Raw genomic sequence first — 23,826 nt, 5'->3', positions numbered from 1 at the left:
CCGCGCTCCGTTCAGCTCGCCGCGAGCGCCTGGCGCAGCGCGGCCAGCACCGGTGCGCCGTCCGGCCGCACACCGCGCCAGATGAAGAACGATTCGGCCGCCTGCTCGACGAGCATCCCGAGGCCGTCGGCCGTGCGCGCGCCGAGCGACGCCGCATGCTGCATGAACACCGTCGGCTGCGCGCCGTACATCATGTCGTACGCAAGCGTGCCCGCGCCGAACGCGGCCGCGTCGCACTCCGGCAGCGCGGCATCGAGGCTGCCGGCCGTCGCGTTGATCACCACGTCGTACGGCTCCGCGCGCACGACATCGGGGCCGCCACCGGCGAGCGTGCAGCCCGCATCGTGCGCGGCCTGCATGAACTGCCCGACGAGTGCCTCGGCCTTGCTCGCGGTACGGTTCACGATCGTGATCGACAGCGGCGCGCGGTCGAGCAGCGGCAGCACGACGCCGCGCGCCGCGCCACCCGCACCGAGCAGCAGAATGCGCGCGCCCGCCAGCGACACGCCGAGATTCGCTTCGATGTCGCGCACGAGGCCGACACCGTCGGTGTTGTCGCCGTGGATGCGGCCGTCGGCGTCGAAGCGCAGCGTATTCACCGCACCCGCCGCCGCCGCGCGCGGCGACAGCGTGTCGGCGAGCGCATGCGCTTCGAGCTTGAACGGCACCGTCACGTTCGCGCCGCGCCCGCCTTCGGCGACGAACGCGCGCACGGCAGCGTCGAAGCCGTCGACCGGCGCGAGCCGGTGCGTATACTCGACCGGCTCGCCCGTCTGCGCGGCGAATTGCGCGTGGATGAACGGCGACTTGCTGTGCGCCACCGGGTTGCCGAACACGACATAGCGGTCGGCGCCGCTCGTCGACGCAGCCGCGCTCATGATGCGCGCCCCTCTTCGCCGGCGTTGCCGTTCGCGGCTTCGCCGCCTTCACCGGCCGCCGCGCCTTCCGCTTCCGCTTCCGCTTCCGCCATCGCTTCGGCCTCGGTTTCGGCCGTCGCGTCTTCGGCGTCGATCAGCGTGTCGTCGCCACCTTCGGCGTCATCCTCTTCCTCGGCCGCGTCGCCGCTCGTCACGGCCGGCGCGTCGAGCACCTTCACCAACCGCACCGATGCCTCGATCGTCAGCTCGTCGAGCGACATCACGTCGAGCAGCACGCGCGTGCCGCGCGCATGCACGCCGAGCCCCGGCACGTGCAGCAGCAGCGGAATTTCCTCGAGGCGCACGAGATCGCCCTTCACGACACTCGCGACGACCTGCTTCTTCTGCTCCTGCGCAAGCCAGCGCAGGCACCAGAAATACTCCATCCGGCGCTGGTAGTCGGCATAGGCCGTGTAGGTGTCGTCGAAGCCCTGCACGACCGCATAAAGATCGGCGTCCTTCGGCTTGAACGGTGCGGCGAGCTTCGCGGTGACACCATGCTGCACGCACGCGAGCAGTTGCCACTGGTTCACGAGGTCGACGTAGCGGCGCAGCGGCGACGTGCTCCACGCGTACTGCGCCACGCCGAGGCCTTCGTGCGGCGCGGCCGTCGTCTGCATCCGCGTGCGCTTCGGGCCCGGCGCGCCGAAGCCGCGCTGCGAGCGGTAGATGCCCGGCACCGTGTGGTCGTGCAGGAATGCCCCCCAGGTCGAGTTCGCGAGGATCGCGAGTTCCGACACGATCAGGTCGAGCGGCGAGCCGCGGCGGCGCGGCGTGATCGACACGTGCTCGCCGTCGACGTAGAAGTTGTAGTCGGTGTTGCGCTGCACCTCGCGCTTCAGGCCGTAGCCCGCGCGCGCGACCTGGCGCTTCTCGAACAGCGCCTGCGCAAGCGGCCACAGCACGGCGATGTCGTCCTTGTGCGGATAGTCGCCGGTGCCGGCTGCGAGCGTCTCTTCGTTGACGAGCTCGTCGAGGTGGTTGTGGCGCAGGTTGCTCTTCACGAACACGAGCTCGGCGCGCGTCTCGTTCGCGACGATCTCCTGGGTTTCGCGGTTGACGATGATGTACAGCGACAGCGCCGGGCGGTAATCGCCCTCCTTCAGCGTGAACACGTCGACGACGTCATCCGGCAGCATCGTGATCTTGTCGCCCGGCATGTAGACGGTCGACAGGCGCGTGCGCGCGATCGCGTCGACCGCGTCGCCGCGCACGATGCCGAGCGCCGGCGCCGCGATGTGCACGCCGATCCGCACACGGCCGTCGGCCAGGTGCTCGACCGAGAACGCGTCGTCGATTTCGGTCGTCGTGACGTCGTCGATCGAGAACGCCTGGACGTCCGCGCGCGGCAGGTCGTCGGGCAGCGCGCCGACCGTGACGGGCGGAAAGCCCGTGCCGTGCGGGAAGAACTCCGCGAGAAAGCGTGCCTCATGCAGCGCACGCGGCGACGCGATGCCGCCGCAGTCGAGCATCAGCCGCGCCGGCGACACGCCGCGCGCACCGGCCGCCGCTTCCATCGCCTTGTATTCGATCGCGTTCTTGTCCGGCCGCGTCAGCAGCCCGAGCACCTTGCCCACGAACGCGTCCGGCAGCTTGCCGGCCTTCAGTTCCTCTTCATACTGCACCTGGACGAGCGCCTGCTGGCGCTTGCGCTCGAGCGACGCGAGCGCCATCTTGAGCTGGTCTTCCGGCGCGCGCTGGTACTGGCCGCGCCCCTTGCGGCGGAAATAGACGGGCGAGCCGTGCAGTCGCAACACCAGCGCCGCACGCTCGACCGGGCCGTACGTCGCGCCGAAGTATTCCGCGGCCAGCGCCGTGTACGCGAACTCGTCGGCCGGCGCGCATTCCCACAGGAAATCCAGATCGATCTGCTGCGCGGCCGTGTCGGCCTCCTGCATCAGTTCGCTTGCGGCCGGCTTGTCGAATTCGATCAGCACGTCTTTCGCGCGCACCTTCGCACGCCGCCCGCCGGGCAACTCGACCTGAAACGCGTCGCCCTGGCGCGACAGCACGCTGCCCGCCTTGAAACTGCCCGATTCCTCGAAGAAAACGTTCACTCAGTACTCTCGTTCAGACTGCCGGGCGCCGCGTCGGCGGCGCCGCATGATGATGGGAATTCGATCGGCACATGGCCGGTTTAAGACGTCTTTCCGTCGCAAAACGCGAGAACGTCGTCGACATAGTCGGCAAACTCGCTGATCCCGTGATCGCTGCCTTCGATCACGCGCGTTTTCGCGCCCGGGTAATGCGCGAGCATCTCGCGGTAATCGAGCACTTCGTCACCGGTCGCCGCGAACAGATAGTAGCGTTCGGCACGCGTGATCGCCGGCACGCGCAGCGCATCGAGTTCATGCAGGTGCCGGCGCTCGACGACGATCGTGCCGCCGCCGTGGTACAGCGGCTGTTCGCCGAGATGCTGCTCGAGATCGCGCTGCGGCACGATGGCTGGATTCAGCAGTACGGCCTTCCAGCCGTGCTGTTCGGCCAGCCACGTGGCGTAATAGCCGCCGAGCGAGCTGCCGATGACGGTCACGTCGCGCGCGCCGGCCACCTCCGCTTCGGCGACCGCGATCGCCTCGAGCGGCGACACCGACAGCGACGGGCACCGCCACTCTTCGGTGCGGCCGAGTTCGGCCATGCGCGCCGCGAGCTGGCGCGACTTCTGCGATTCCGGTGACGACCGGAAGCCGTGCAGATACAGGATCACGTGCGGCTCCCGAGCGCATCGAGCAGCTTCTGGTGCACGCCGCCGAAGCCGCCGTTGCTCATCACGAGCACGTGGTCGCCCGGGCGCGCGGCTGCGACGACGGACTTCACCAGCAGGTGCAGGTCGTCGAACGCGTGCGCGTTCTCGCCCAGCGGCGCCAGCGCCTCGGCCAGGTTCCAGCCGAGCGCGTCGCGCCCGGTCGGCGCGCCGTAGCCGAACACGAGATCGGCGTCGGCCAGGCTCGCCGGCAATTGCGACTTCATCACGCCGAGCTTCATCGTGTTCGAACGCGGCTCGAGCACCGCGAGGATGCGGGCATTCTGGCGGCCGATGCGGGCACGAAGGCCGGCGATCGTGGTTTCTATCGCGGTCGGATGGTGCGCGAAATCGTCGTAGACGGTCACGCCGTCCACGCTGCCGCGCACTTCCATGCGGCGCTTCACATTACGGAACGACGCGAGGGATTCGGCCGCCTGCGCGGGCGGCACGCCCACATGGCGCGCAGCCGCAATCGCCGCCAGCGCGTTCATCCGGTTGTGATCGCCCTGCACCTGCCACGCGACTTCGCCGACGCGTTCCGCGTGCGAATACACCGCGAAACGCTCGTCGACCGGCACGCCGTCCTCGGCCGGCAGCGCCTGCCAGCCGCCGTCGACGCCGAACCGCTCGACCTCGCTCCAGCAGCCGCGCGCCAGCACGCGCTCGAGCGCATCCGAGCGGCCGTTCGTGACGATCCGGCCGACACCGGGCACGGTACGCACGAGATGGTGGAATTGCGTCTCGATCGCCGCGAGATCCGGGAAGATGTCGGCATGATCGAATTCGAGATTGTTCAGCACCGCGGTGCGCGGCCGGTAGTGGACGAACTTCGAGCGCTTGTCGAAGAACGCCGTATCGTATTCGTCGGCCTCGATCACGAAGAAGCTCGAATCGGTGAGCCGCGCCGACACGCCGAAGTTCAGCGGCACGCCGCCGATCAGGAAGCCCGGATTCAGGCCCGAGTCCTCCAGCAGCCACGCGAGCATCGACGACGTGGTCGTCTTGCCGTGCGTGCCCGCGACCGCGAGCACCCATTTGCCGGCCAGCACGTGCTCGCCGAGCCACTGCGGGCCCGACACGTACGGCAGGCCGCGATCCAGGATCGCCTCCATCAGCGGATTGCCGCGCGTGACGACGTTGCCGATCACGAACAGGTCGGGTTTCAGGTCGATCTGCTCGGCGCCGTAGCCCTCGATCAGCGTGATGCCCTGCGCCTCGAGCTGCGTGCTCATCGGCGGATAGACGCCCGCGTCGCAACCCGTCACCGTGTGGCCCGCCTCGCGCGCGAGTACGGCGAGACCGCCCATGAAGGTGCCGCAGATGCCAAGAATGTGGATGTGCATAGATGAATGCTTTCGCGCCGCCGGGCGCCGTCGATTCGGAAAGGATGTGGGTGCGGCGCGCCGGACGAGCCGTGCGGCCGGCGCCCGGCCAACGGCCTTTGCCGCGACACAAAGGACACTATTGTAACTGACGGCCCGCCGTGCCCGGCGGCCCGAACGCTGCGCGCGAACGGCGCCGGCACGCCGGGCGGCAGGCCGCCGCACCCGCGCTCGGGGCCTGCGGCGATCGAGTATGATTGCCGGATCATGTCTCGCAAAACCCTTCTCGACCCGCGGCGCGTCCGCGAGGAAATCGCCCAGTCCGCCGCGCGCCTGATCGCGGAGGACGGCCTGGACTATGCCGGCGCGAAACGCAAGGCCGCACGCCAGTTGCTGGGCGATACGCGCGTTGCCGGCGAATGGCTGCCGGATAACGACCAGATCGAGGAAGAACTGCGCGAGTACCTCGCCCTGTTCCAGAGTGACACGCAGCCGGACGAACTGCGCCGCCTGCGCGAAGTCGCGCTCGACTGGATGCGCCGGCTCGCCGAGTTCCATCCTTATGTGACGGGTGCCGTGCTGAACGGCACCGCAAACGCGCATTCGGATATCCATTTGCAGGCATTCACCGACAACCCGAAGGACGTCGCGATCTACCTGCTGAACCAGAATATCCAGTACGACGTATCCGAGACGCGGCACTTCGCGGGCCGCGCCGACGTCGAGACGCTCAGTTTCCTGTGGCGCCCGCGGCGCGACGTGGACGCGATCGGCATCCACCTCGCGCTCTATGCGAGCGACGACCTGCGCGGCGCGGTCAAGGCCGACGCGCGCGGCCGGGTCGCCCGTGCGGATGCCGCCGCACTGCGTGCGCTCGTCGAAGCAGGCAAGACCCCTTCCGAACCGGAATGATTCAACGATGATGATGAAACGCATGTTGGCGCTCGCGGTGGTCGCGGCCGCCGCCGTTGCCGGCGGGCTCGCCGCCGGCCACTGGTTCCGCGGCACTGCCGATGACGGTGTCGCCGTCGCCGCGCCCGCCGCACACGGCAGCCCGGTCGAACAGCTGTGGGCGGCGTCGCTGACGGGCACCGACGGCAAGCCGGCCACGCTGTCCGCCTTCAAGGGCCAGAAGGTCGTCGTCAATTTCTGGGCGTCGTGGTGCGGCCCGTGCGTCGAGGAGATGCCGGAGCTCGTCGCGCTGTCGCATCAATACAAGCAGAAGGGCATCCGTTTCATCGGGATCGGCGTCGATTCGGAACAGAACGTGAAGAACTTTCTGCAGAAGGTGAAGGTCGACTATCCGGTATTCATCAGCGGATATGCGGGCGCCGATCTGGCCCGTAATTTCGGAAATACCGCCGGCGCGCTGCCGTTTACGGTCGTCATCGACGAAACCGGCAAGATTCGCGAGACAAAATTGGGACAAATCCAACCGACCGAGCTGAAAAAGACGCTCGACGCGCTGTAACCGGCCCGGACGAAGGCACGCAAGTTGGCGACGATTTGCCCGTGGATCGCCGCAATTTGGCGTGAATTCGCCGATACTTTGCGTGCGCACCGGTAATTCTTGCAAGTCGGGCGCGCTCGACCGTTCGGCAAAACTAGACAAATTTCTCTAAATAGCGCTAAAGTTCGCGCAATTCCGCAGAAATAGAAGCGACCATGACACGATTGCTGGTGCTGCACGGCCCCAACCTGAACCTTCTCGGCACCCGGGAACCGGAGGTGTACGGCCGCGTCACGCTCGCCCAGATCGATCAGGCGCTTGCCGCGCGTGCCCGGGAAGCCGGCGCCGAACTGTCGTCGTTCCAGAGCAACCATGAAGGCGCGCTGGTCGACCGCATCCAGGCCGCACGGGAGGAACAGACCGATTTCATCCTGATCAATCCGGCCGCGTATACGCACACGAGCGTCGCGATCCGGGACGCGATCGCCGGCGTTGGCATCCCGTTCGTCGAGGTTCACTTGTCGAACGTGCATCGCCGCGAAGCGTTCAGGCACCACTCCTACTTTTCCGACCAGGCCGAAGGCGTGATCTGCGGGCTCGGCTGGAAAGGTTATCTGTACGCGCTCGAGTACGCGCTGGACAAGCTGCAAGGCGCGTCGCGCGGCTGATTTCGCGATCTAGATTCAGCGCCGGCCCCTAACCGGCGCTTTCACGTATTGAAAGGGGAATTCCCGATGGATCTTCGTAAGCTGAAAACTCTGATCGACCTCGTTTCCGAATCCGGCATCTCCGAGCTGGAAGTGACGGAAGGCGAAGGCAAGGTGCGCATCGTCAAGAACGCGCCGCCGGTCTACGTGCAGCCGACGGCTGGGTATGCCCCGCAAGTCAGCGCGCCCGCGCCGTCGGCCGCGCTGCCGATCGAAGGCGCTGCCGCGCCGGCCGCAGGCGGTGCAGCCGCTCCGGCTGTCCCGCAGGGCCACGTCGTGACGTCGCCGATGGTCGGCACGTTCTATCGCGCGCCGTCGCCGGGCGCCGACCCGTTCGTCCAGGTGGGCGACACGGTCAAGGAAGGCCAGACGATCTGCATCATCGAAGCAATGAAGCTGCTCAACGAGATCGAGTCGGACAAAGCCGGCGTGATCAAGGAAATCCTCGTCGAGAACGGCCAGGCCGTCGAATACGGCCAGCCGCTTTTCGTGATCGGCTAAGTCCGCCGCGCGGCCTGCGGGCCGCGCGCCGCCGATGCCCGCCAGGCGCCGTTCGCGCGCCCCTCGAAGAGACGAATACTCGCTATGTTTGAAAAAATCCTCATTGCCAACCGCGGTGAAATCGCGCTGCGCATCCAGCGTGCGTGCCGCGAACTGGGCGTCAAGACGGTGGTCGTCTACTCGGAAGCCGACAAGGAAGCCAAGTACGTGCGCCTCGCGGACGAAGCCGTCTGTATCGGCCCGGCCCCGTCGAACCTGAGCTACCTGAACATGCCGGCGCTGATCAGCGCCGCTGAAGTCACCGACGCCGAGGCGATCCACCCCGGCTACGGCTTCCTGTCGGAGAACGCCGATTTCGCGGAACGCGTCGAGCAGTCGGGCTTCACGTTCATCGGCCCGCGCCCGGAAACGATTCGCATGATGGGTGACAAGGTCATCGCGAAGCAGACGATGATCAAGACCGGCGTGCCGTGCGTGCCGGGTTCGGATGGCGCGTTGCCGGACGATCCGAAGGAGATCGTCAAGATTGCGCGCGCGGTCGGCTATCCGGTCATCATCAAGGCGGCGGGCGGCGGCGGCGGGCGCGGGATGCGCGTCGTGCACACCGAGGCTGCGCTCGTCAACGCGGTCAACATGACTCGCGAGGAAGCCGGCCGTGCGTTCGGCAACCCGCAGGTGTACATGGAGAAGTTCCTCGAGAACCCGCGCCACATCGAAATCCAGGTGCTGTCCGACGCGTACAAGAACGCGATCTGGCTCGGCGAGCGCGATTGCTCGATGCAGCGCCGCCACCAGAAGGTGATCGAGGAAGCGCCGGCACCCGGCATTCCGCGCCGCCTGATCGACCGCATCGGCGACCGCTGCGCGGACGCCTGCAAGAAGATGGGCTACCTCGGCGCAGGCACGTTCGAATTCCTGTATGAAAACGGCGAGTTCTACTTCATCGAGATGAACACGCGCGTGCAGGTCGAGCACCCGGTATCGGAGCTGATCACGGGCGTCGACATCGTGCAGGAACAGATCCGCATCGCGGCCGGCGAGAAGCTCGCGCTGCGCCAGCGCGACATCCAGTTCCGCGGACATGCGATCGAATGCCGGATCAACGCCGAAGATCCGTTCAAGTTCACGCCGTCGCCGGGCCGGATCACGTCGTGGCATACGCCGGGCGGTCCTGGCGTGCGCGTCGATTCGCACGCCTACAATGGCTATTTCGTGCCGCCGAACTATGATTCGATGATCGGCAAGCTGATCACCTACGGCGCGACGCGCGAGCAGGCGATCAGCCGGATGCGCATCGCGCTGTCGGAAATGGTCGTCGAAGGCATCCAGACCAACATCCCGCTGCACCGCGAGCTGATGATCGATTCGAAGTTCGTCGAAGGCGGCACCAGCATCCACTACCTCGAAAACCGGCTCGCCCAGAAGCAGCAGGTCGCACCGGAAGAAGCGTAAGCATGAGCTATCGCGAACTCGTCGTCGAACTGGCCCGCGAGCATGCGGAGGCGCTGTCCGACGCGCTGCTCGAACTCGGCGCGCTGTCGGTGTCCGTGGAAGACGCCGACGCCGACACGCCCGACGAACAGCCGCTCTTCGGCGAGCCGGGCCTCGTGCCCGATCGCACCGCGTGGCAGCACTCGCGCGTGGTCGCGCTGCTCGCGGCCGACCACGAGCCGGCCGTCCTGCTCGCGGCCGCCGCGAACGAGATCGGCGTCGCCGAGACACCGGCGTTCACCGTCCGCGAAGTCGAGGAACAGGACTGGGTGCGGCTCACGCAATCGCAGTTCGAGCCGATCCCGATCGGCGAGCGGATCTGGGTCGTGCCGTCGTGGCACGACGCACCCGATCCCGATGCGCTCGTCCTCGAACTCGATCCTGGCCTCGCATTCGGTACCGGCAGCCACCCGACCACGCGCCTGTGCATGGAATGGCTCGAGCAGTCGGTGAAGCCCGGCCAGTCGGTGCTCGACTACGGTTGCGGCTCAGGCATTCTCGCGATCCTCGCGAAGAAATGCGGGGCGAACCCCGTCATCGGCATCGACATCGATCCGCAGGCGGTCGAATCGGCGCGGCAGAACAGCGAACGCAACCGCGCGGATGTCACGTACGGGCTGCCCGATGCATGCCCGGACGGTGAATTCGACATCGTCGTCGCGAACATTCTGTCGAATCCGCTGAAGCTGATGGCGTCGATGCTCGCATCGAAGGTCAAGCCGGGCGGGCGCATCGCGCTGTCGGGCGTGCTCGCGCGCCAGGCGGACGAAGTTGCGGCCGTCTACGCACGCTACGTCGACATTTCGGTCTGGCGCGAGCACGAAGGTTGGGTATGCCTCGCCGGAACCCGACGCGAAAGCCATTAGAATAGCGCTGTCCTTCACTCTGGCCAGCAGGCCGCCCGGCTCGACATGCTTCTTGCGACGCGCTGCCCTCATTGCGAAACCGTCTTCCGGCTGCAGCAGGAACAGCTCTCGCTGCATCAAGGGCTCGTGCGCTGCGGGCATTGCCACGAAGTCTTCAACGCATCCGAGTCGCTCGTTCCCGAGCACGCGCAGCAGCCCGAGCCGGCCCTGACCGAACCGGCTGCCGCGCCGGATGACGGCGACGCGCATCATCCGGCCCTGCCTCGGCTGTTCACTGCCGAAGCGCCGGCCGGACTACCTTCCGGCACCGATTACAAGCCGGAAGGCTGGGACATGTGGGCGCCGTGGCTCGATGCCGGCGTCGACCCGTCGCTGCAGCACAGCGTGCAGACCCTGCGCACCGAGCCGCTGATCCCGCTCGCACTTCCGTCCACCGAAGCCGGCGTCGTTCACCTGTCGGGTACGCCCGCACCGTTCGCGCCCTCCCCGGCCGAGCTGGACACCTCCACGGCCGTCGCGCAACCCGCCGAATCGCTGCAGACGCAGCAAGACACCGGACCATCGGCCGCACCCGTCGAACGCGACCCGCGTGAGCCCCGCTTCGTCGCCCACCTTCCGTCGGACCCAGAGACCGCTCGCGATGCCGCCGAACCCGTCGGCACCGCACGCTTCACCGTGCCGGACGACGAACGCGCGCCGCGCGAACCGCGTTTTGCGTTCGCTCCTGCGTCAGCCGTCACCGAAGCTGAAGCTGAAGCCGAAGCCGAGCCTGATACCGGCACCACACGGCATGACGAGACGCGCTCCGCCGCGGCCAGCGCACCGGCCGCGCCGTTCCCCGCTGCGCTGACCGACGACGATCGTCCGCATTTCGCCGTCACGCGCGAGACGCGCGCGCCGCAGCGACGCGGAATGCTCGGCGGCTTTTTCGGTGGCCTCGTCGCCGCCGTGCTCGCCGTGCTGCTCGTCGCGCAACTCGCATGGTGGCAGCGCGAAACGCTGATGATCTACGCGCCCGTCACACAGGGCTGGTTCCGGCAGGCCTGTGCGCCGCTTGGCTGCACGGTTGCGCCGCCGCGCGCGATCGACGGCCTGCGGCTCGACGCGACCGACCTGCGCCAGCTCGACGGCCCGCGCGAGCTCGAGCTGAAGGTGCCGCTGACGAACCGCTACCGTGTCGCACTCGCCTATCCGTCGCTCGAGCTGACGCTGCTCGACGACACCAACCACGTGACCGTACGCCGCGTACTTGCGCCGCGCGACTACGTGCGCCCGGGCACGCCGATCGACGCCGGGCTGCCGCCTGGCACGACGCAGACGATGGTCGTCCGCGTCGACACGAACGGCACGCCCGCCTCGAATTTCCGCGTCCAGATTTTCTATCCGTGACGCGCCGCGGCGCGCGCCTGCGCGTCCGTCTCAACCCGCGCGCCGAAGCGGCGCGCTATTTCGGAGCACGAACATGAGCAAAGTTACGCTGGGTGGCAACCCGATCGATCTCGCCGGCACGTTCCCGGTCGTCGGCGCACAAGGCGCCGATTTCAAGCTGGTCGGCAAGGACCTCGCCGACCTGTCGCTCGCCAGCTTCGCCGGCAAGCGCAAGGTGCTGAACATCGTCCCGAGCCTCGACACGCCGACCTGCGCGACGTCGACCCGCAAGTTCAACGAAGCCGCATCGTCGCTCGACAACACGGTTGTCATCGTCGTGTCCGCCGACCTGCCGTTCGCTGCTACGCGCTTCTGCACGACCGAAGGCCTCGAGAATGTCGTGACGGCTTCGACGTTCCGCACCGGCCGCGCGTTCGCGAACGCGTACGGCGTCGACGTGACGAGCGGCCCGCTGAACGGCCTGACCGCACGTGCAGTCGTCGTGCTCGACGCGCAGGACAAGGTGATCCACGCGGAACTCGTCGGCGAAATCAAGGACGAGCCGAACTACGATGCAGCGCTCGCCGCACTGAAGTAAGCTTTCTTTCGCTTTCCCCTGCCGCGCCGCGCCTTTCGCGCGGCGTTGTCGCGCAGGGCCCCTCATTTCTACAGGAACGCACACCTTGGCTACGTTGATTTGCGGCTCGATCGCCTACGATTCCATCATGACCTTCGAAGGGCGGTTTCGCGAGCACATCCTGCCCGACCAGGTGCACCTCATCAACCTGAGCTTCCTCGTGCCGACGATGCGTCGCGAATTCGGCGGCTGCGCGGGCAACATCGCGTACGCACTGCACCTGCTCGGCGGCGATGCGCGCGTGATGGGGACGATGGGCGCGCTCGACGCGCAGCCGTATCTCGACCGGCTCGACCAGCTCGGCCTGCGCCGCGACCACGTGCGCGTGCTGCCCGACACGTATACGGCGCAGGCGATGATCACGACCGATCTCGACAACAATCAGATCGCGGCGTTCCACCCGGGTGCGATGATGCAGTCGCACCTGAACCACGCGGGCGACGCGCCGGACATCAAGCTCGCGATCGTCGGCCCCGACGGCTTCGACGGGATGGTGCAGCACGTCGAGGAACTCGCCCAGGCCGGTGTACCGTTCGTGTTCGATCCGGGCCAGGGCCTGCCGCTGTTCGACGGCGCGACGCTGCGACGCAGCATTGAACTTGCGACCTATGTGGCGGTCAACGACTACGAGGCCAAGCTGGTGAGCGACAAGACGGGATGGTCCGAAGATGAAATCGCCAGCCGGGTCGACGCGCTCGTCATTACGCGTGGCGAGCACGGCGCGACCATCCGCCACAAGCAGGGCACGGAGCAGATTCCTGTCGTACCGGCGGAGCGCATTTCCGATCCGACCGGCTGCGGCGATGCCTTCCGGGGTGGCCTGCTGTACGGCATCGAGCATGGCCTCGACTGGGCAACCACGGGCCGCCTCGCGAGCCTGATGGGCTCGATCAAGATCGCCCACCAGGGGCCCCAGACTTACGTACTGACGCGCGCCGAGATCGACGCGCGCTTCGAGACTGCATTCGGTTACAGTCTCAAATGAATTTTGTGGGAGAGCAAAGATGTTGACGAAAAAGACCCTCACGTTCGCGGCCATGCTGGCGGCCTCGCTGACGCTCACCGGTTGCTTCACCGCACCCGGTTCGGCGGATGTCTATAGCGTCGGCCAGGCGCAGCGGGAACAAACGGTTCGCATGGGGACGGTCGAAAGCGTCCGCGCCGTGCGCATCCAGTCCGACGGCGGCGGCAGCGCGATCGGCACGCTCGGCGGCGGCGCACTCGGCGCAGTGGCAGGCAGCGCGATCGGCGGCGGCAAGGGGTCGATCCTGACCGCGATCGCCGGCGGTCTCGTCGGCGCGGTCGCGGGCAACGCGGTCGGCGAAAACCTCAGCACGGCGAACGGTGTCGAAATCACCGTGCGCCTCGACAACGGCGATCTGCGCTCGATCACGCAGGCGGCAAGCGGCGAAGCGTTCCGCGCCGGCGAGCGCGTGCGACTGCTGTCGAGCGGCGGCATCACGCGCGTCACGCACTAACGGGTACCTCAGCACGCGGCGCAAGCCGCGGTCGAACGCATGTGCGAAGCTGCACATGCGTTTTTTTTCGTCCGTACTCGCCGGTGCCGGTACGGGCACCCGACGTCCCGCACATCCGCAGGGACGGGCGAAAAAAATCCCGCCACCTGAACCAGATGGCGGGACTGATTGAGTAGCGCTACTCAACCCACGGACACCGCATGAGTGTCCGGGTAGTGCGGGTCAGCCTCGATTACGGACGGCTGCCGGTCGGGAACGGCCATGCCGCTGCCGGGTTGAGCGCGGTCTTCACGCCCGATGCCGGCGCAACCGATGCGGTCGACGCGGTCGTTGCCGGCGCTGCCTTCTTCACGACGGCCTTCTTCGGAGCCGCAGCCTTCTTGGCCGGAGCGGCAGCCTTCTTCGCAGGAGCAGCGGCCTTCGTCGCGGGAGCGGCAGCCTTCTTCGCAGCAGGCGCAGCCTTCTTCGCGGCAGCCTTCTTGGCAGGCGCAGCCTTCTTCGCAGCAGCCTTCTTCGCCGGCGCGGCCTTCTTCGCAGCAGCCTTCTTAGCCGGTGCGGCCTTCTTCGCAGCAACCTTCTTCACTGCGACTTTCTTGGCTGCAACCTTCTTCGCTGCGGCCTTCTTGGCCGGTGCGGCCTTCTTCGCAGCAACCTTCTTCACTGCGACTTTCTTGGCTGCAACCTTCTTCGTTGCGACCTTCTTCGCTGCAACCTTCTTCGCTGCGGCCTTCTTGGCCGGTGCTGCCTTCTTCGCGGCAACCTTCTTCACCGCGACCTTCTTCGCAGCAACCTTCTTCACTGCAGCAGCCTTCTTCGCCGGCGCAGCAGCCTTCTTCGCAACGGTCTTCTTTGCAGCAACCTTCTTAGCAGCCGGTTTCTTCTTGGCGGTAGCCATGTTGTTCTCCTTCAGGTTCAGATGAGAGTCAGTTCAAACTACACCCTTCGTCAAAACCCGCTTCCCGCGGACGCTGTTCAGGACGTGCGCTTCGAAGCGGGCTATTCATCGGCGTACGCGGATACCACGCGCTTACGCTAATGAATACGGTATGGCGCGCGTGACCACCCGGCCTCGCGCGCCAAATCAAGTCGGTAGCCGGCGCACCTCGCGCCGCTACCCCTAATCGCTTGATCAAGCGGACCGCCACACAGCCGTCCGCTTTTTCCGGAGGGAAGTTTGCCCATCCCACTGAAGGGTTCGCAAAGTGCCTGTCGTGTCGTCGTGCCGTTAAGGCACCGGGCGTGCTTTGCATCAGGCGTTCTTGCTCCTAAACCTTGGGCCGGGGCCAAGAGGCCGCCGGCTGCTCCATCATGTGACGGGTTCGCTGCTGCGGGTTATTCCCAGGACAGCGCGCCGCCCGTCTGATACTCGATCACACGCGTCTCGAAGAAGTTGCGTTCCTTCTTCAGGTCGATCATCTCGCTCATCCACGGGAACGGGTTTTCCTCGTTCGGGTACAGCGGGTCGAGGCCGATCTGCTGGCAACGACGGTTGCTGATGAAGCGCAGATAGCTCTTGAACATCGACGCGTTCAAACCCAGCACGCCGCGCGGCATCGTGTCCTCGGCGTAGCGGTATTCGAGTTCGACAGCCTGCTTGAACAGCTCGCGGATCTCGGCGCGGAATTCGGCGGTCCAGAGATGCGGGTTCTCGAGCTTGATCTGGTTGATCAGGTCGATGCCGAAGTTGCAGTGCATCGACTCGTCGCGCAGGATGTACTGATATTGCTCTGCAGCACCCGTCATCTTGTTCTGGCGGCCGAGCGCGAGGATCTGCGTGAACCCGACATAGAAGAACAGGCCTTCCATGATGCAGGCGAACACGATCAGCGACTTCAGCAGCTTCTGATCCGCTTCGAGCGTGCCGGTCTTGAAGGCCGGGTCCGTCAGCGTGTGGATGAACGGGATCAGGAATTCGTCCTTCGCACGGATCGACGCGACCTCGTGGTACGCGTTGAAGATCTCGCCTTCGTCGAGACCGAGCGATTCGACAATGTATTGGTACGCGTGCGTGTGGATCGCCTCTTCGAACGCCTGGCGCAACAGGAACTGCCGGCACTCGGGCGCCGTGATGTGGCGGTACGTGCCGAGCACGATGTTGTTCGCCGCGAGCGAATCGGCCGTCACGAAGAAGCCGAGGTTGCGCTTCACGATGCGGCGCTCGTCCTCGGTCAGACCATTCGGGTCCTTCCACAGAGCGATGTCGCGGGACATGTTGATTTCCTGCGGCATCCAGTGGTTCGCGCAACCGGCCAGATACTTTTCCCACGCCCACTTGTACTTGAACGGCACCAGCTGATTGACGTCAGTCTGGCCGTTGATGATGCGCTTGTCGGCGACATTGACCCGCGCTTCCGAACCGCCGGCGGGAGCGGCCGATGCTTGCGGCGGCACCGCAAGATCGCCTTCGAAAATGTCGCGGACCTGATGGGCGGCAGGCGTTGCAGCCTGCAGTCCGACAGCCGTTCCTGCGGAGGTGCGCATCGCGTTTTGCTGCGCTCCGCTCGCGGGAGTTACGGCAGTCTTCTCTTCATCCCAGTTGAGCATAAATTCTCACCATCAATTTAGAACGGTTTGTACCATCTTTTCCTGAGCGATAAAAGGGTTCGCTCACGAAAAATCCTTTTTTCGATTCGCGTTGCGACCTCGATACAACACTTTGAGCAACGCATCGTCGTTCATGCAGCGCGCGACGTGTGCCGCGCGTGTATCGCGAGGTGCGCTCGACGCATCGAACGCTGATCGAAACGCGACGTCGTCGGGGATGTTTCGATCGCTTGTCACTGCCTGCAACGCAAGTGCCGCGTTACAGATTCCTTATCATTTTTTTAGTTGAGAGCGGCGCACACTTCAACCTCGATCGGTCGTCGTGTGCGCCGCGCTGACCTTCTTCTCAGGTCAGGCGCACTGCGTTACTGGCACGCTTCGCATTCGTCGAAGCCAGGATCGCCCGGACGCATCGTGCACACCGGACCATCTGCCTCGACCGGTGCGAGTGCCGGTGCCGCGTTGACCGCGCCCGACGACGCCGCGCCGCCTGCCGCACCGAAGCCGCCAGCCGCGCCTTGCGCGCCGCCGCTGCTCGAACCGCCGCCCGTCGGCACTGCGTTCAGCGCGCCGTGTGCGACCGTCGACTTCTCGACGTGCGTCGCCGCCATCGTGCGGAGGTAGTAGGTCGTCTTCAGGCCGCGCAGCCATGCGAGCTTGTAGACCTCGTCGAGCTTCTTGCCCGACGCGCCGCCCATGTAGATGTTCAGCGACTGCGCCTGGTCGATCCACTTCTGGCGACGCGATGCCGCTTCGACCAACCACGTCGGGTCGACTTCGAACGCGGTCGCGTAGATCGCGCGCAGGTCGGCCGGGATGCGGTCGATGCGCGACAGCATGCCGTCGAAGTACTTCAGGTCGGCGACCATCACCTCGTCCCACAGGCCGCGCTCCTTCAGGTCGCGCACCAGGTACTCGTTCACCACCGTGAATTCGCCCGACAGGTTCGACTTCACGTACAGGTTCTGGAAGGTCGGCTCGATACAGGCCGACACGCCGATGATGTTCGAGATCGTCGCCGTCGGCGCGATCGCGACGCAGTTCGAGTTGCGCATGCCGTGCGCGGCGATCCGCGAACGCAGCGACGTCCAGTCGAGCGATTCGGAGGTGTCGACCTCGACGTAGCCGCCGCGTGCTTCCGTCAGCAGCTTCAGCGTGTCCTGCGGGAGGATCCCGCGATCCCACAGCGAGCCGCGGTAGCTCGAGTAGCGGCCACGCTCTTCGGCCAGCTCGGTCGACGCGTAGTACGCGTAGTAGCAGACCGCTTCCATCGAACGATCGGCGAACTCGACCGCCGCTTCCGACGCGTACGGCGTGCGCAGCAGGTGCAGGCAGTCCTGGAAGCCCATGATGCCCATGCCGACCGGGCGGTGCTTCAGGTTCGAGTTACGCGCCTTCGGCACCGCGTAGTAGTTGATGTCGATCACGTTGTCGAGCATGCGCATCGCGACGCTGATCGTGCGCTTCAGCTTGTCGTGGTCGAGCGCGTAGCTGCCGTCGGCCTGCTTCACCAGGTGGGCGACGAGGTTCACCGAGCCGAGGTTGCACACCGCGATTTCGGTGTCGCTCGTGTTCAGCGTGATTTCCGTGCACAGGTTCGACGAGTGAACGACGCCGACGTGCTGCTGCGGCGAGCGCACGTTGCACGGATCCTTGAACGTGATCCACGGGTGGCCCGTCTCGAACAGCATGCCGAGCATCTTGCGCCAGAGTTGCTGCGCCGGGATCTTCTTGAACAGCTTGATCTCGCCGCGCGCGACCTTGTCTTCGTAAGCCGTGTAAGCCGCCTCGAATTCCGCGCCGAACTTGTCGTGCAGGTCCGGGCAGGTCGACGGCGAGAACAGCGTCCAGTCGGCGCCTTCCATCACGCGCTTCATGAACAGGTCGGGAATCCAGTTCGCCGTGTTCATGTCGTGCGTACGGCGGCGATCGTCGCCCGTGTTCTTGCGCAGTTCCAGGAACTCCTCGATGTCGAGGTGCCACGATTCGAGGTACGCGCAGACCGCGCCCTTGCGCTTGCCGCCCTGGTTGACCGCGACAGCCGTGTCGTTGACGACCTTCAGGAACGGCACCACGCCTTGCGACTTGCCGTTCGTACCCTTGATATGCGAGCCGAGTGCACGCACGCGCGTCCAGTCGTTGCCCAGGCCGCCGGCGAACTTCGACAGCAGCGCGTTTTCCTTCAGCGCTTCATAGATGCCGTCGAGATCGTCCGCGACCGTCGTCAGGTAGCACGACGACAGCTGCGAGCGGTGCGTGCCCGAGTTGAACAGCGTCGGCGTCGAGCTCATGAAGTCGAAGCTGGACAGCACGTTGTAGAACTCGATCGCGCGCGTTTCGCGGTCGATCTCGTTCAGCGACAGGCCCATCGCGACGCGCATGAAGAATGCCTGCGGCATTTCGATGCGGGCGCCGTCGACATGCAGGAAGTAGCGGTCGTACAGCGTCTGCAGGCCGAGGTAGCCGAACTGCAGGTCGCGGTTCGCGTCGAGCGCTTCGCCGAGGCGCTTCAGGTCGAACTGCAGCAGCTTGTCGTCGAGCAGGCCGGCATCGACGCCGCGCTTCAGGAACTGCGGGAAGTATTCCGCGTAACGGGTCGACATCTCGGCCTGCACGACTTCCTCGCCGAGGATCTCGCGACGGATCGTGTGCAGCAGGATGCGGGACGTGACCTGGCTGTATGCCGGATCCTTTTCGATCATCGTGCGCGCAGCCAGGATCGCCGAGTCGTAGACCTGGCTCATCGGCACGCCGTCGTACAGGTTCTTCACCGTTTCCGCGACGATCGGGTCAGGGTTAACCGCAGAGCCGAGGCCGTCGCACGCCGACACGATCAGTGCACGCAGCGCGTTCAGGTCGAGCGGGCGCGTGACGCCGTTGTCGACAACGTTGATGCCGGTGCTCGCGTCGCCGCCGGCTGCCGCGGCTTCCTCGCCCGCATGCTGGCGCTCGAGGTGACGCTTCTCGCGATACAGCACGTACGCACGCGCAACGTTGTGCTCGCCGCCGCGCATCAGCGCGAGTTCGACCTGGTCCTGGATGTCTTCGATATGGAACGTACCGCCGTTCGGGCGGCTGCGCACGAGCGCGCGCACGACGTTCTGCGTCAGTTGCTCGACCTGCTCGCGCACGCGCGCCGATGCCGCGCCCTGCCCGCCGTTGACGGCCAGGAAAGCCTTGGTCACCGCAATCGCGATCTTCGAAGGTTCGAACGAGACGACGCTGCCGTTGCGGCGGATCACCTTGTAATCGGCGAACGTGGCCTGCGGCGCGAGCGCCTTCGCGCCCTGTTCGGTCCCGCCGAGCGGACGGCTCGAGGCGCTCTCGTACTGGGACGTCGCGTTGTCGGTGGTTTGCATGTGCAAAGCTCCTGGTGTTGGATGGTGCGGAGAGAACCGCGGATTAAAACGAACGCTGCGCAACGCGGTGCGCGAGCGGTAAGAGGCGAGCGATGCGCCGGGGAAGCCGGTTCGGTCGATGCGCGACAACCGATCCGGTCGTGTGCTTCGTCATGTATACCCTGCCCCGTCGAAGTTCGCTGCGCTGATCGCGACGCCCGGACCGCCCGGCCTGACGCGCCGCCCTGAGAACCCTGTCCGCCGGCGTTGCCCGCCGGCCGGTGCCGCTCGGGTTTCCCCTGCGACACACACTATATCTAGTGCAGAACTGCTCAACTGGCACCAAGTATAGTGGACATTCGGAGGACGTCCAAACGGATAATTTGCGATGGAGGTCTTGACATCGCCCACGCGCAGACACGACAAGGCATTGGTCGGAGAAAAAACTTTCTCCGGTCAAAAAACCCCGCGATCAGTGCTGACGGAAAGGAAAGTATCCGGCGGAAAAACCGGCATCGCTCGCGAAGCGTTGCCAATCGAAATGCGGGCCCGGGTCGGTCTTGCGGCCCGGCGCGACGTCCGAGTGCCCCGCGAATGCGTCGACCGGGTAGCGTGCCGCGAGCGTGCGGCCGAGCACGGCGAGCATCGCATACTGCGCGTCGTCGAACGGCACGTCGTCCGCGCCTTCGAGCTCGATGCCGATCGAGAAGTCGTTGCAGCGCGGCCGGCCGAAGAACTCGGACGAGCCGGCATGCCATGCGCGCTCGTCGCACGACACGAACTGCACGAGTTCGCCGTTACGGCGGATCAGGAAGTGCGCGGACACGCGTACGCCGCGCAGGTGGCTCTGGTAATAGGGGTGCGCATCGCAGTCGAGACGATTCAGGAACAGCGCCTCGATCGCATCGCCGCCGAATTCGCCGGGCGGCAGGCTGATGTTGTGGACGACCACGAGCGTCGGCACCGCGCCAGCGGGCCGCACCTCGAAGTTCGGCGACGGCGCGTGGCGCGCTTCGCGCACCCAGCCGTTCGCGTCGACCGACAGCAGCGGCGCGTCGCTCATCGTGCGTCGCGGCCGCTTGTCCGCGCGGCGTGGCGCTGCGCGTGCTCGGCGCTGCAGAAGTATTCACCGCCCGCGGCGACCGCATCGCCCTTCGGCGCATGCACGCCGCATTCGGCGCAGCGCACCATCGGCTCGGGCAGCGACCGCGCGTCGCCGTTCGGGCGCGCCGCACCCGCGCCGCCGGGCGTACCGTCGTGGCCGGCGCCGCGGCCGGTGCGCGCCTGCGCGTGCTCCTGGGCCTGGCGCAGCTTGCGCGCAATCCACGAACCCGCGAAAAAGAGAAGAATCAGGAGAAGAATCTGTCGCATCGGAAACCTGCGTTCAAACCACGGAACGGTGTAGCAGCACCTCGAAAACGAACCGGCTGCCGACATACGCGAGCAGCAGCGCGGCGAACGACACGAGCACCCAGCGCGCGGCACCACGGCCACGCCAGCCCGACGTCTTGCGGGCGACCAGTAGGCCGCCGAACATCAGCCACGACAGGATCGCGAATACCGTCTTGTGGTCGAGCCGCAACGCGCGCGCGTCGACCTGCTCGCTGAACAGGATGCCCGACGCGAGCGTCAGCGTGAGCAGCACGAAGCCGGCGCCGATCAGGCGGAACAGCAGCTTCTCGAGCGTGAGCAGCGGCGGCAGCGTCTCGAGCCAGCTCGCGATCCAACCCGTCGAGCCGTCGCGCCCGCCGCTCCTCAGCGACTGCAGGCGCCGCTCGACCATCAGCATCAGGATCGCGTGCAGCGCCGCGATCGCGAACAGGCCATATGCGATGTTCGCGATCAGGAAATGCAGCTTGAACAGCGGTGCTGCGGCATAAGGAAGCACCCGCACGCCGCCGAACACGAGCGGCAGCAGCGACGCGCCGCACGCGAGCGGCAATACCAGCAGGCGCAGGCTGTCGAGCGGGAAGAAGAAGCTCTCGATCCAGTAGATGCCGGCGCCGAGCCAGAACATCGCGGACAGCGCGAACGCGAAGCCGAACACCATCGCGTCGTTCGGAAAGATCGTCATGTGGAGCAGCACGCCGTGCGCGACGAGCGCGGCAAACAGCAGCGCGCGGCCGGCCCCGCTCATTCCGGACGCGGCGGACGCGGGAACCGGCACGGCCGGCACGCTCGCGACGAGCGGCGTCGCGCCCTGACGGTGCGTGCGCCAGCCTGCGACGGCGAGGCCGCCGTACAGGAATGCGGTGAGGGCATACAGTACAATATCCATGTTCGAAGTTTACACTAGGCCCCCTTCCCGCGACGGCTCCCTTTGTTCGGTTCCGCCGCGCCTTCGGGCCCCACTGTCCATCGCTCCCCATGCTCGACAATCTCACTCAACGGATGGCGCGCGTCGTCAAGACGCTACGCGGCGAGGCCCGGCTTACCGAGGCGAACACGCAGGAGATGCTCCGCGAGGTGCGTCTCGCACTGCTGGAGGCCGACGTTTCGCTGCCGGTCGTCCGCGAATTCATCGCCAAGGTCAAGGAAAAGGCGCTCGGCGAAGAAGTGATCAGCAGCCTGTCGCCGGGTCAGGCGCTGGTCGGCGTGGTCCAGAAGGAACTGACCGCCGTGATCGGCGGCGACTACGAAGGCAAGGCCGCCGAGCTGAACCTCGCGGTCACGCCGCCCGCCGTGATCCTGATGGCCGGCCTGCAGGGCGCAGGCAAGACCACGACCGCCGGCAAGCTCGCGAAGCTGCTGCGCGAGAAGTACAAGAAGAAGGTGCTGACCGTGTCGTGCGACGTGTATCGCCCGGCCGCCATCATGCAGCTGAAAACGGTGAGCGAACAGGTCGGCGCCGACTTCTTCCCGTCCACGCCGGACCAGAAGCCCGTCGACATCGCGGTCGCGGCCGTCGACTGGGCGAAGCGCCACTACCATGACGTGCTGATCGTCGACACGGCCGGCCGCCTCGGCATCGACGAGGCGATGATGCAGGAAATCGCCGCGCTGCACGGCACGCTGAAGCCGGCCGAAACGCTGTTCGTCGTCGACGCGATGCTCGGCCAGGACGCGGTCAACACCGCGAAGGCGTTCAACGACACGCTGCCGCTCACCGGCGTCGTGCTGACCAAGCTCGACGGCGATTCGCGCGGCGGCGCCGCGCTGTCGGTGCGTCACATCACGGGCAAGCCGATCAAGTTCGTCGGCGTCGCCGAAAAGCTCGACGGCCTCGAGGTGTTCCACCCCGACCGGATGGCGAACCGGATCCTCGGCATGGGCGACATCCTCGCGCTCGTCGAGGAAGCGCAGCGCGGCGTCGACGTGCAGGCCGCGCAGAAGCTCGCCGACAAGGTCAAGAAAGGCGGCGACTTCGACCTGAACGATTTCCGCGCGCAGATCTCGCAGATGAAGAACATGGGCGGCCTGTCATCGCTGATGGACAAGCTGCCCGCGCAATTCCAGCAGGCGGCGGCCGGCGCCGACATGGGCCAGGCCGAGAAGTCGATCCGCCGGATGGAAGGCATCATCAGCTCGATGACGCCCGCCGAGCGCGCGAAACCCGAGATCATCAAGGCGACGCGCAAGCGCCGCATTGCGGCCGGCGCGGGCGTGCCGGTGCAGGAAGTCAACCGGATGCTGAACCAGTACGACCAGATGCGTACGATGATGAAGAAGCTGAAGGGCGGCAACATGCAGAAGATGATGCGCGGCCTGAAGGGCATGATGCCCGGCATGCGCTGATTCCGCCCATCGGCCGGCGCGCGGGTTTTTGCTGTAGCGCGCGCCGGCCGTTCTGCTTCATTCTTATTTGTATACCGACTGCCCGCCAGAACACATGAACCGCGAAGAAGCCCTCCACATTTTCAACCACTCCGAAGAGATCGTCTCGGCCGACGCCGTCAATGCGTCGATCTCCCGGATGGCCGACGCGATCCGCGCCGAGATCGGCGATGCGTTCCCGCTCGTTCTCTCGGTGATGGGCGGCGCCGCGGTGTTTACCGGGATGCTGCTGCCGCATCTCGATTTCCCGCTGGAATTCGACTATATCCACCTGACCCGCTATCGCAATACGACGCAGGGCAGCCCGGAAATGCACTGGCGCGTCGCGCCGCGCGAATCGGTGAAGGACCGGATCGTGCTCGTGCTCGACGACATCCTCGACGAAGGCGAGACGATGGCCGCGATCCGCGACCGCATCCTCGACATGGGCGCGCAGCGCTTCATGTCGGCCGTGCTCTGCGAGAAGACGCTCGCGAAGGCGAAGCCGCTGCACCCCGACTTCTGCGGCTTCTCGGTGCCCGACCGCTACGTGTTCGGCTGCGGGATGGATGCGAAAGGTTACTGGCGCAACCTGCCGACGATCCGCGCGCTGACCACGAACGTCTGAGCGCCCCGCTCCGCACTATATAAATAGAAAGCGGCGCTCCGGTTTCCCGGAGCGCCGCTTTTTTTGGGCGTCTTGGGTGT

23 protein-coding genes are annotated in these 23,826 nt (G+C 66.1%); 12 read left to right on the top strand and 11 right to left on the bottom strand.

Annotated features, from left to right (window positions below; translation table 11 throughout):
• Window positions 1-11: 11 nt before the first annotated feature.
• The 4 genes from aroE to mpl all read right to left on the bottom strand — a co-directional run bounded on the left by aroE (window position 12) and on the right by mpl (window position 5,006).
• Window positions 12-878, bottom strand: coding sequence for a shikimate dehydrogenase (aroE, locus tag LGN17_RS04455; protein ID WP_175955614.1), 867 nt, complete (start codon window positions 876-878; stop codon window positions 12-14).
• Window positions 875-2,974, bottom strand: a complete 2,100-nt coding sequence (locus tag LGN17_RS04450) for a ribonuclease catalytic domain-containing protein (RefSeq protein WP_226195324.1) — start codon at window positions 2,972-2,974, stop codon at window positions 875-877. Before LGN17_RS04450 ends, aroE begins: the two co-directional genes overlap by 4 nt.
• Window positions 2,975-3,054: 80 nt before the next feature.
• Window positions 3,055-3,624, bottom strand: coding sequence for a YqiA/YcfP family alpha/beta fold hydrolase (locus LGN17_RS04445; RefSeq protein ID WP_226195323.1), 570 nt, complete (start codon window positions 3,622-3,624; stop codon window positions 3,055-3,057).
• Window positions 3,621-5,006 (bottom strand): UDP-N-acetylmuramate:L-alanyl-gamma-D-glutamyl-meso-diaminopimelate ligase, encoded by a 1,386-nt coding sequence (gene mpl, locus LGN17_RS04440; protein ID WP_226195322.1) that lies wholly within the window; start codon window positions 5,004-5,006, stop codon window positions 3,621-3,623. Before mpl ends, LGN17_RS04445 begins: the two co-directional genes overlap by 4 nt.
• Before the next feature lie 246 nt (window positions 5,007-5,252).
• Between mpl and LGN17_RS04435 the strand changes: the two genes are divergently transcribed.
• The 10 genes from LGN17_RS04435 to LGN17_RS04390 all read left to right on the top strand — a co-directional run bounded on the left by LGN17_RS04435 (window position 5,253) and on the right by LGN17_RS04390 (window position 13,483).
• A complete protein-coding gene (locus tag LGN17_RS04435; protein ID WP_226195321.1) occupies window positions 5,253-5,897 on the top strand; it encodes a UDP-N-acetylmuramate--alanine ligase in 645 nt (214 codons plus the stop codon).
• Between the two features lie 7 nt (window positions 5,898-5,904).
• Entirely contained in the window at window positions 5,905-6,456 is a 552-nt protein-coding gene (locus tag LGN17_RS04430) for a TlpA family protein disulfide reductase (protein ID WP_226195320.1), read from the top strand.
• A gap of 194 nt (window positions 6,457-6,650) precedes the next feature.
• Window positions 6,651-7,103 carry a type II 3-dehydroquinate dehydratase gene (gene aroQ, locus LGN17_RS04425; protein WP_027783493.1) on the top strand — a complete coding sequence of 151 codons (453 nt, stop codon included), beginning with the start codon at window positions 6,651-6,653 and terminating at the stop codon, window positions 7,101-7,103.
• 66 nt (window positions 7,104-7,169) lie between these two features.
• A complete protein-coding gene (gene accB, locus LGN17_RS04420) occupies window positions 7,170-7,643 on the top strand; it encodes an acetyl-CoA carboxylase biotin carboxyl carrier protein (protein WP_175955606.1) in 474 nt (157 codons plus the stop codon).
• An 84-nt stretch (window positions 7,644-7,727) separates the two neighbouring features.
• A complete protein-coding gene (gene accC, locus LGN17_RS04415; RefSeq protein WP_226195319.1) occupies window positions 7,728-9,095 on the top strand; it encodes an acetyl-CoA carboxylase biotin carboxylase subunit in 1,368 nt (455 codons plus the stop codon).
• Between the two features lie 2 nt (window positions 9,096-9,097).
• On the top strand, window positions 9,098-10,000 hold the full coding sequence (prmA, locus tag LGN17_RS04410) for a 50S ribosomal protein L11 methyltransferase (RefSeq protein ID WP_226195318.1): 903 nt from the start codon (window positions 9,098-9,100) through the stop codon (window positions 9,998-10,000).
• 45 nt (window positions 10,001-10,045) lie between these two features.
• Entirely contained in the window at window positions 10,046-11,389 is a 1,344-nt protein-coding gene (locus LGN17_RS04405) for a zinc-ribbon and DUF3426 domain-containing protein (RefSeq protein WP_226195317.1), read from the top strand.
• Window positions 11,390-11,462: 73 nt separating this feature from the next.
• The gene (gene tpx / locus LGN17_RS04400; protein WP_175955600.1) at window positions 11,463-11,966 is read left to right on the top strand and encodes a thiol peroxidase; all 504 of its coding nucleotides are present in this window, start codon (window positions 11,463-11,465) and stop codon (window positions 11,964-11,966) included.
• Window positions 11,967-12,051: 85 nt separating this feature from the next.
• Entirely contained in the window at window positions 12,052-12,990 is a 939-nt protein-coding gene (locus LGN17_RS04395; RefSeq protein ID WP_226195316.1) for a carbohydrate kinase family protein, read from the top strand.
• Window positions 12,991-13,009: 19 nt separating this feature from the next.
• Window positions 13,010-13,483 carry a glycine zipper 2TM domain-containing protein gene (locus LGN17_RS04390; protein WP_226195315.1) on the top strand — a complete coding sequence of 158 codons (474 nt, stop codon included), beginning with the start codon at window positions 13,010-13,012 and terminating at the stop codon, window positions 13,481-13,483.
• 232 nt (window positions 13,484-13,715) lie between these two features.
• On the opposite strand, the gene LGN17_RS04385 is transcribed toward LGN17_RS04390, so the two are convergent.
• The 7 genes from LGN17_RS04385 to LGN17_RS04355 form a co-directional block, all read right to left on the bottom strand.
• A complete protein-coding gene (locus LGN17_RS04385) occupies window positions 13,716-14,378 on the bottom strand; it encodes a histone H1-like DNA-binding protein (protein ID WP_175955594.1) in 663 nt (220 codons plus the stop codon).
• Between the two features lie 28 nt (window positions 14,379-14,406).
• A complete protein-coding gene (locus LGN17_RS04380) occupies window positions 14,407-14,733 on the bottom strand; it encodes a hypothetical protein (RefSeq protein WP_226195314.1) in 327 nt (108 codons plus the stop codon).
• An 82-nt stretch (window positions 14,734-14,815) separates the two neighbouring features.
• On the bottom strand, window positions 14,816-16,027 hold the full coding sequence (locus LGN17_RS04375) for a ribonucleotide-diphosphate reductase subunit beta (RefSeq protein WP_226195313.1): 1,212 nt from the start codon (window positions 16,025-16,027) through the stop codon (window positions 14,816-14,818).
• Window positions 16,028-16,392: 365 nt separating this feature from the next.
• Complete coding sequence (locus tag LGN17_RS04370) at window positions 16,393-19,386, bottom strand: ribonucleoside-diphosphate reductase subunit alpha (RefSeq protein WP_226195312.1); 2,994 nt, start codon at window positions 19,384-19,386, stop codon at window positions 16,393-16,395.
• Window positions 19,387-19,837: 451 nt separating this feature from the next.
• A complete protein-coding gene (gene ampD / locus LGN17_RS04365) occupies window positions 19,838-20,428 on the bottom strand; it encodes a 1,6-anhydro-N-acetylmuramyl-L-alanine amidase AmpD (protein ID WP_175955586.1) in 591 nt (196 codons plus the stop codon).
• Window positions 20,425-20,736: a PP0621 family protein gene (locus LGN17_RS04360; RefSeq protein WP_226195311.1), complete on the bottom strand. Its 312-nt coding sequence runs from the start codon at window positions 20,734-20,736 to the stop codon at window positions 20,425-20,427. Before LGN17_RS04360 ends, ampD begins: the two co-directional genes overlap by 4 nt.
• Before the next feature lie 13 nt (window positions 20,737-20,749).
• Complete coding sequence (locus LGN17_RS04355; RefSeq protein WP_085042265.1) at window positions 20,750-21,643, bottom strand: inner membrane protein YpjD; 894 nt, start codon at window positions 21,641-21,643, stop codon at window positions 20,750-20,752.
• Window positions 21,644-21,732: 89 nt separating this feature from the next.
• On the opposite strand from LGN17_RS04355, the gene ffh reads away from it, so the two are divergent.
• Together ffh and LGN17_RS04345 are read left to right on the top strand one after the other, a co-directional pair.
• Entirely contained in the window at window positions 21,733-23,100 is a 1,368-nt protein-coding gene (gene ffh / locus LGN17_RS04350; protein ID WP_124455327.1) for a signal recognition particle protein, read from the top strand.
• Between the two features lie 94 nt (window positions 23,101-23,194).
• Complete coding sequence (locus LGN17_RS04345) at window positions 23,195-23,746, top strand: hypoxanthine-guanine phosphoribosyltransferase (protein WP_175955572.1); 552 nt, start codon at window positions 23,195-23,197, stop codon at window positions 23,744-23,746.
• Window positions 23,747-23,826 lie beyond the last annotated feature (80 nt).

It is taken from the genome of Burkholderia sp. AU30280 (assembly GCF_020420125.1).
Classification (GTDB): domain Bacteria; phylum Pseudomonadota; class Gammaproteobacteria; order Burkholderiales; family Burkholderiaceae; genus Burkholderia.
The sequence above is the reverse complement of the archived record's forward strand: the minus strand, read 5'-3'. Positions and strand labels throughout refer to the sequence as shown.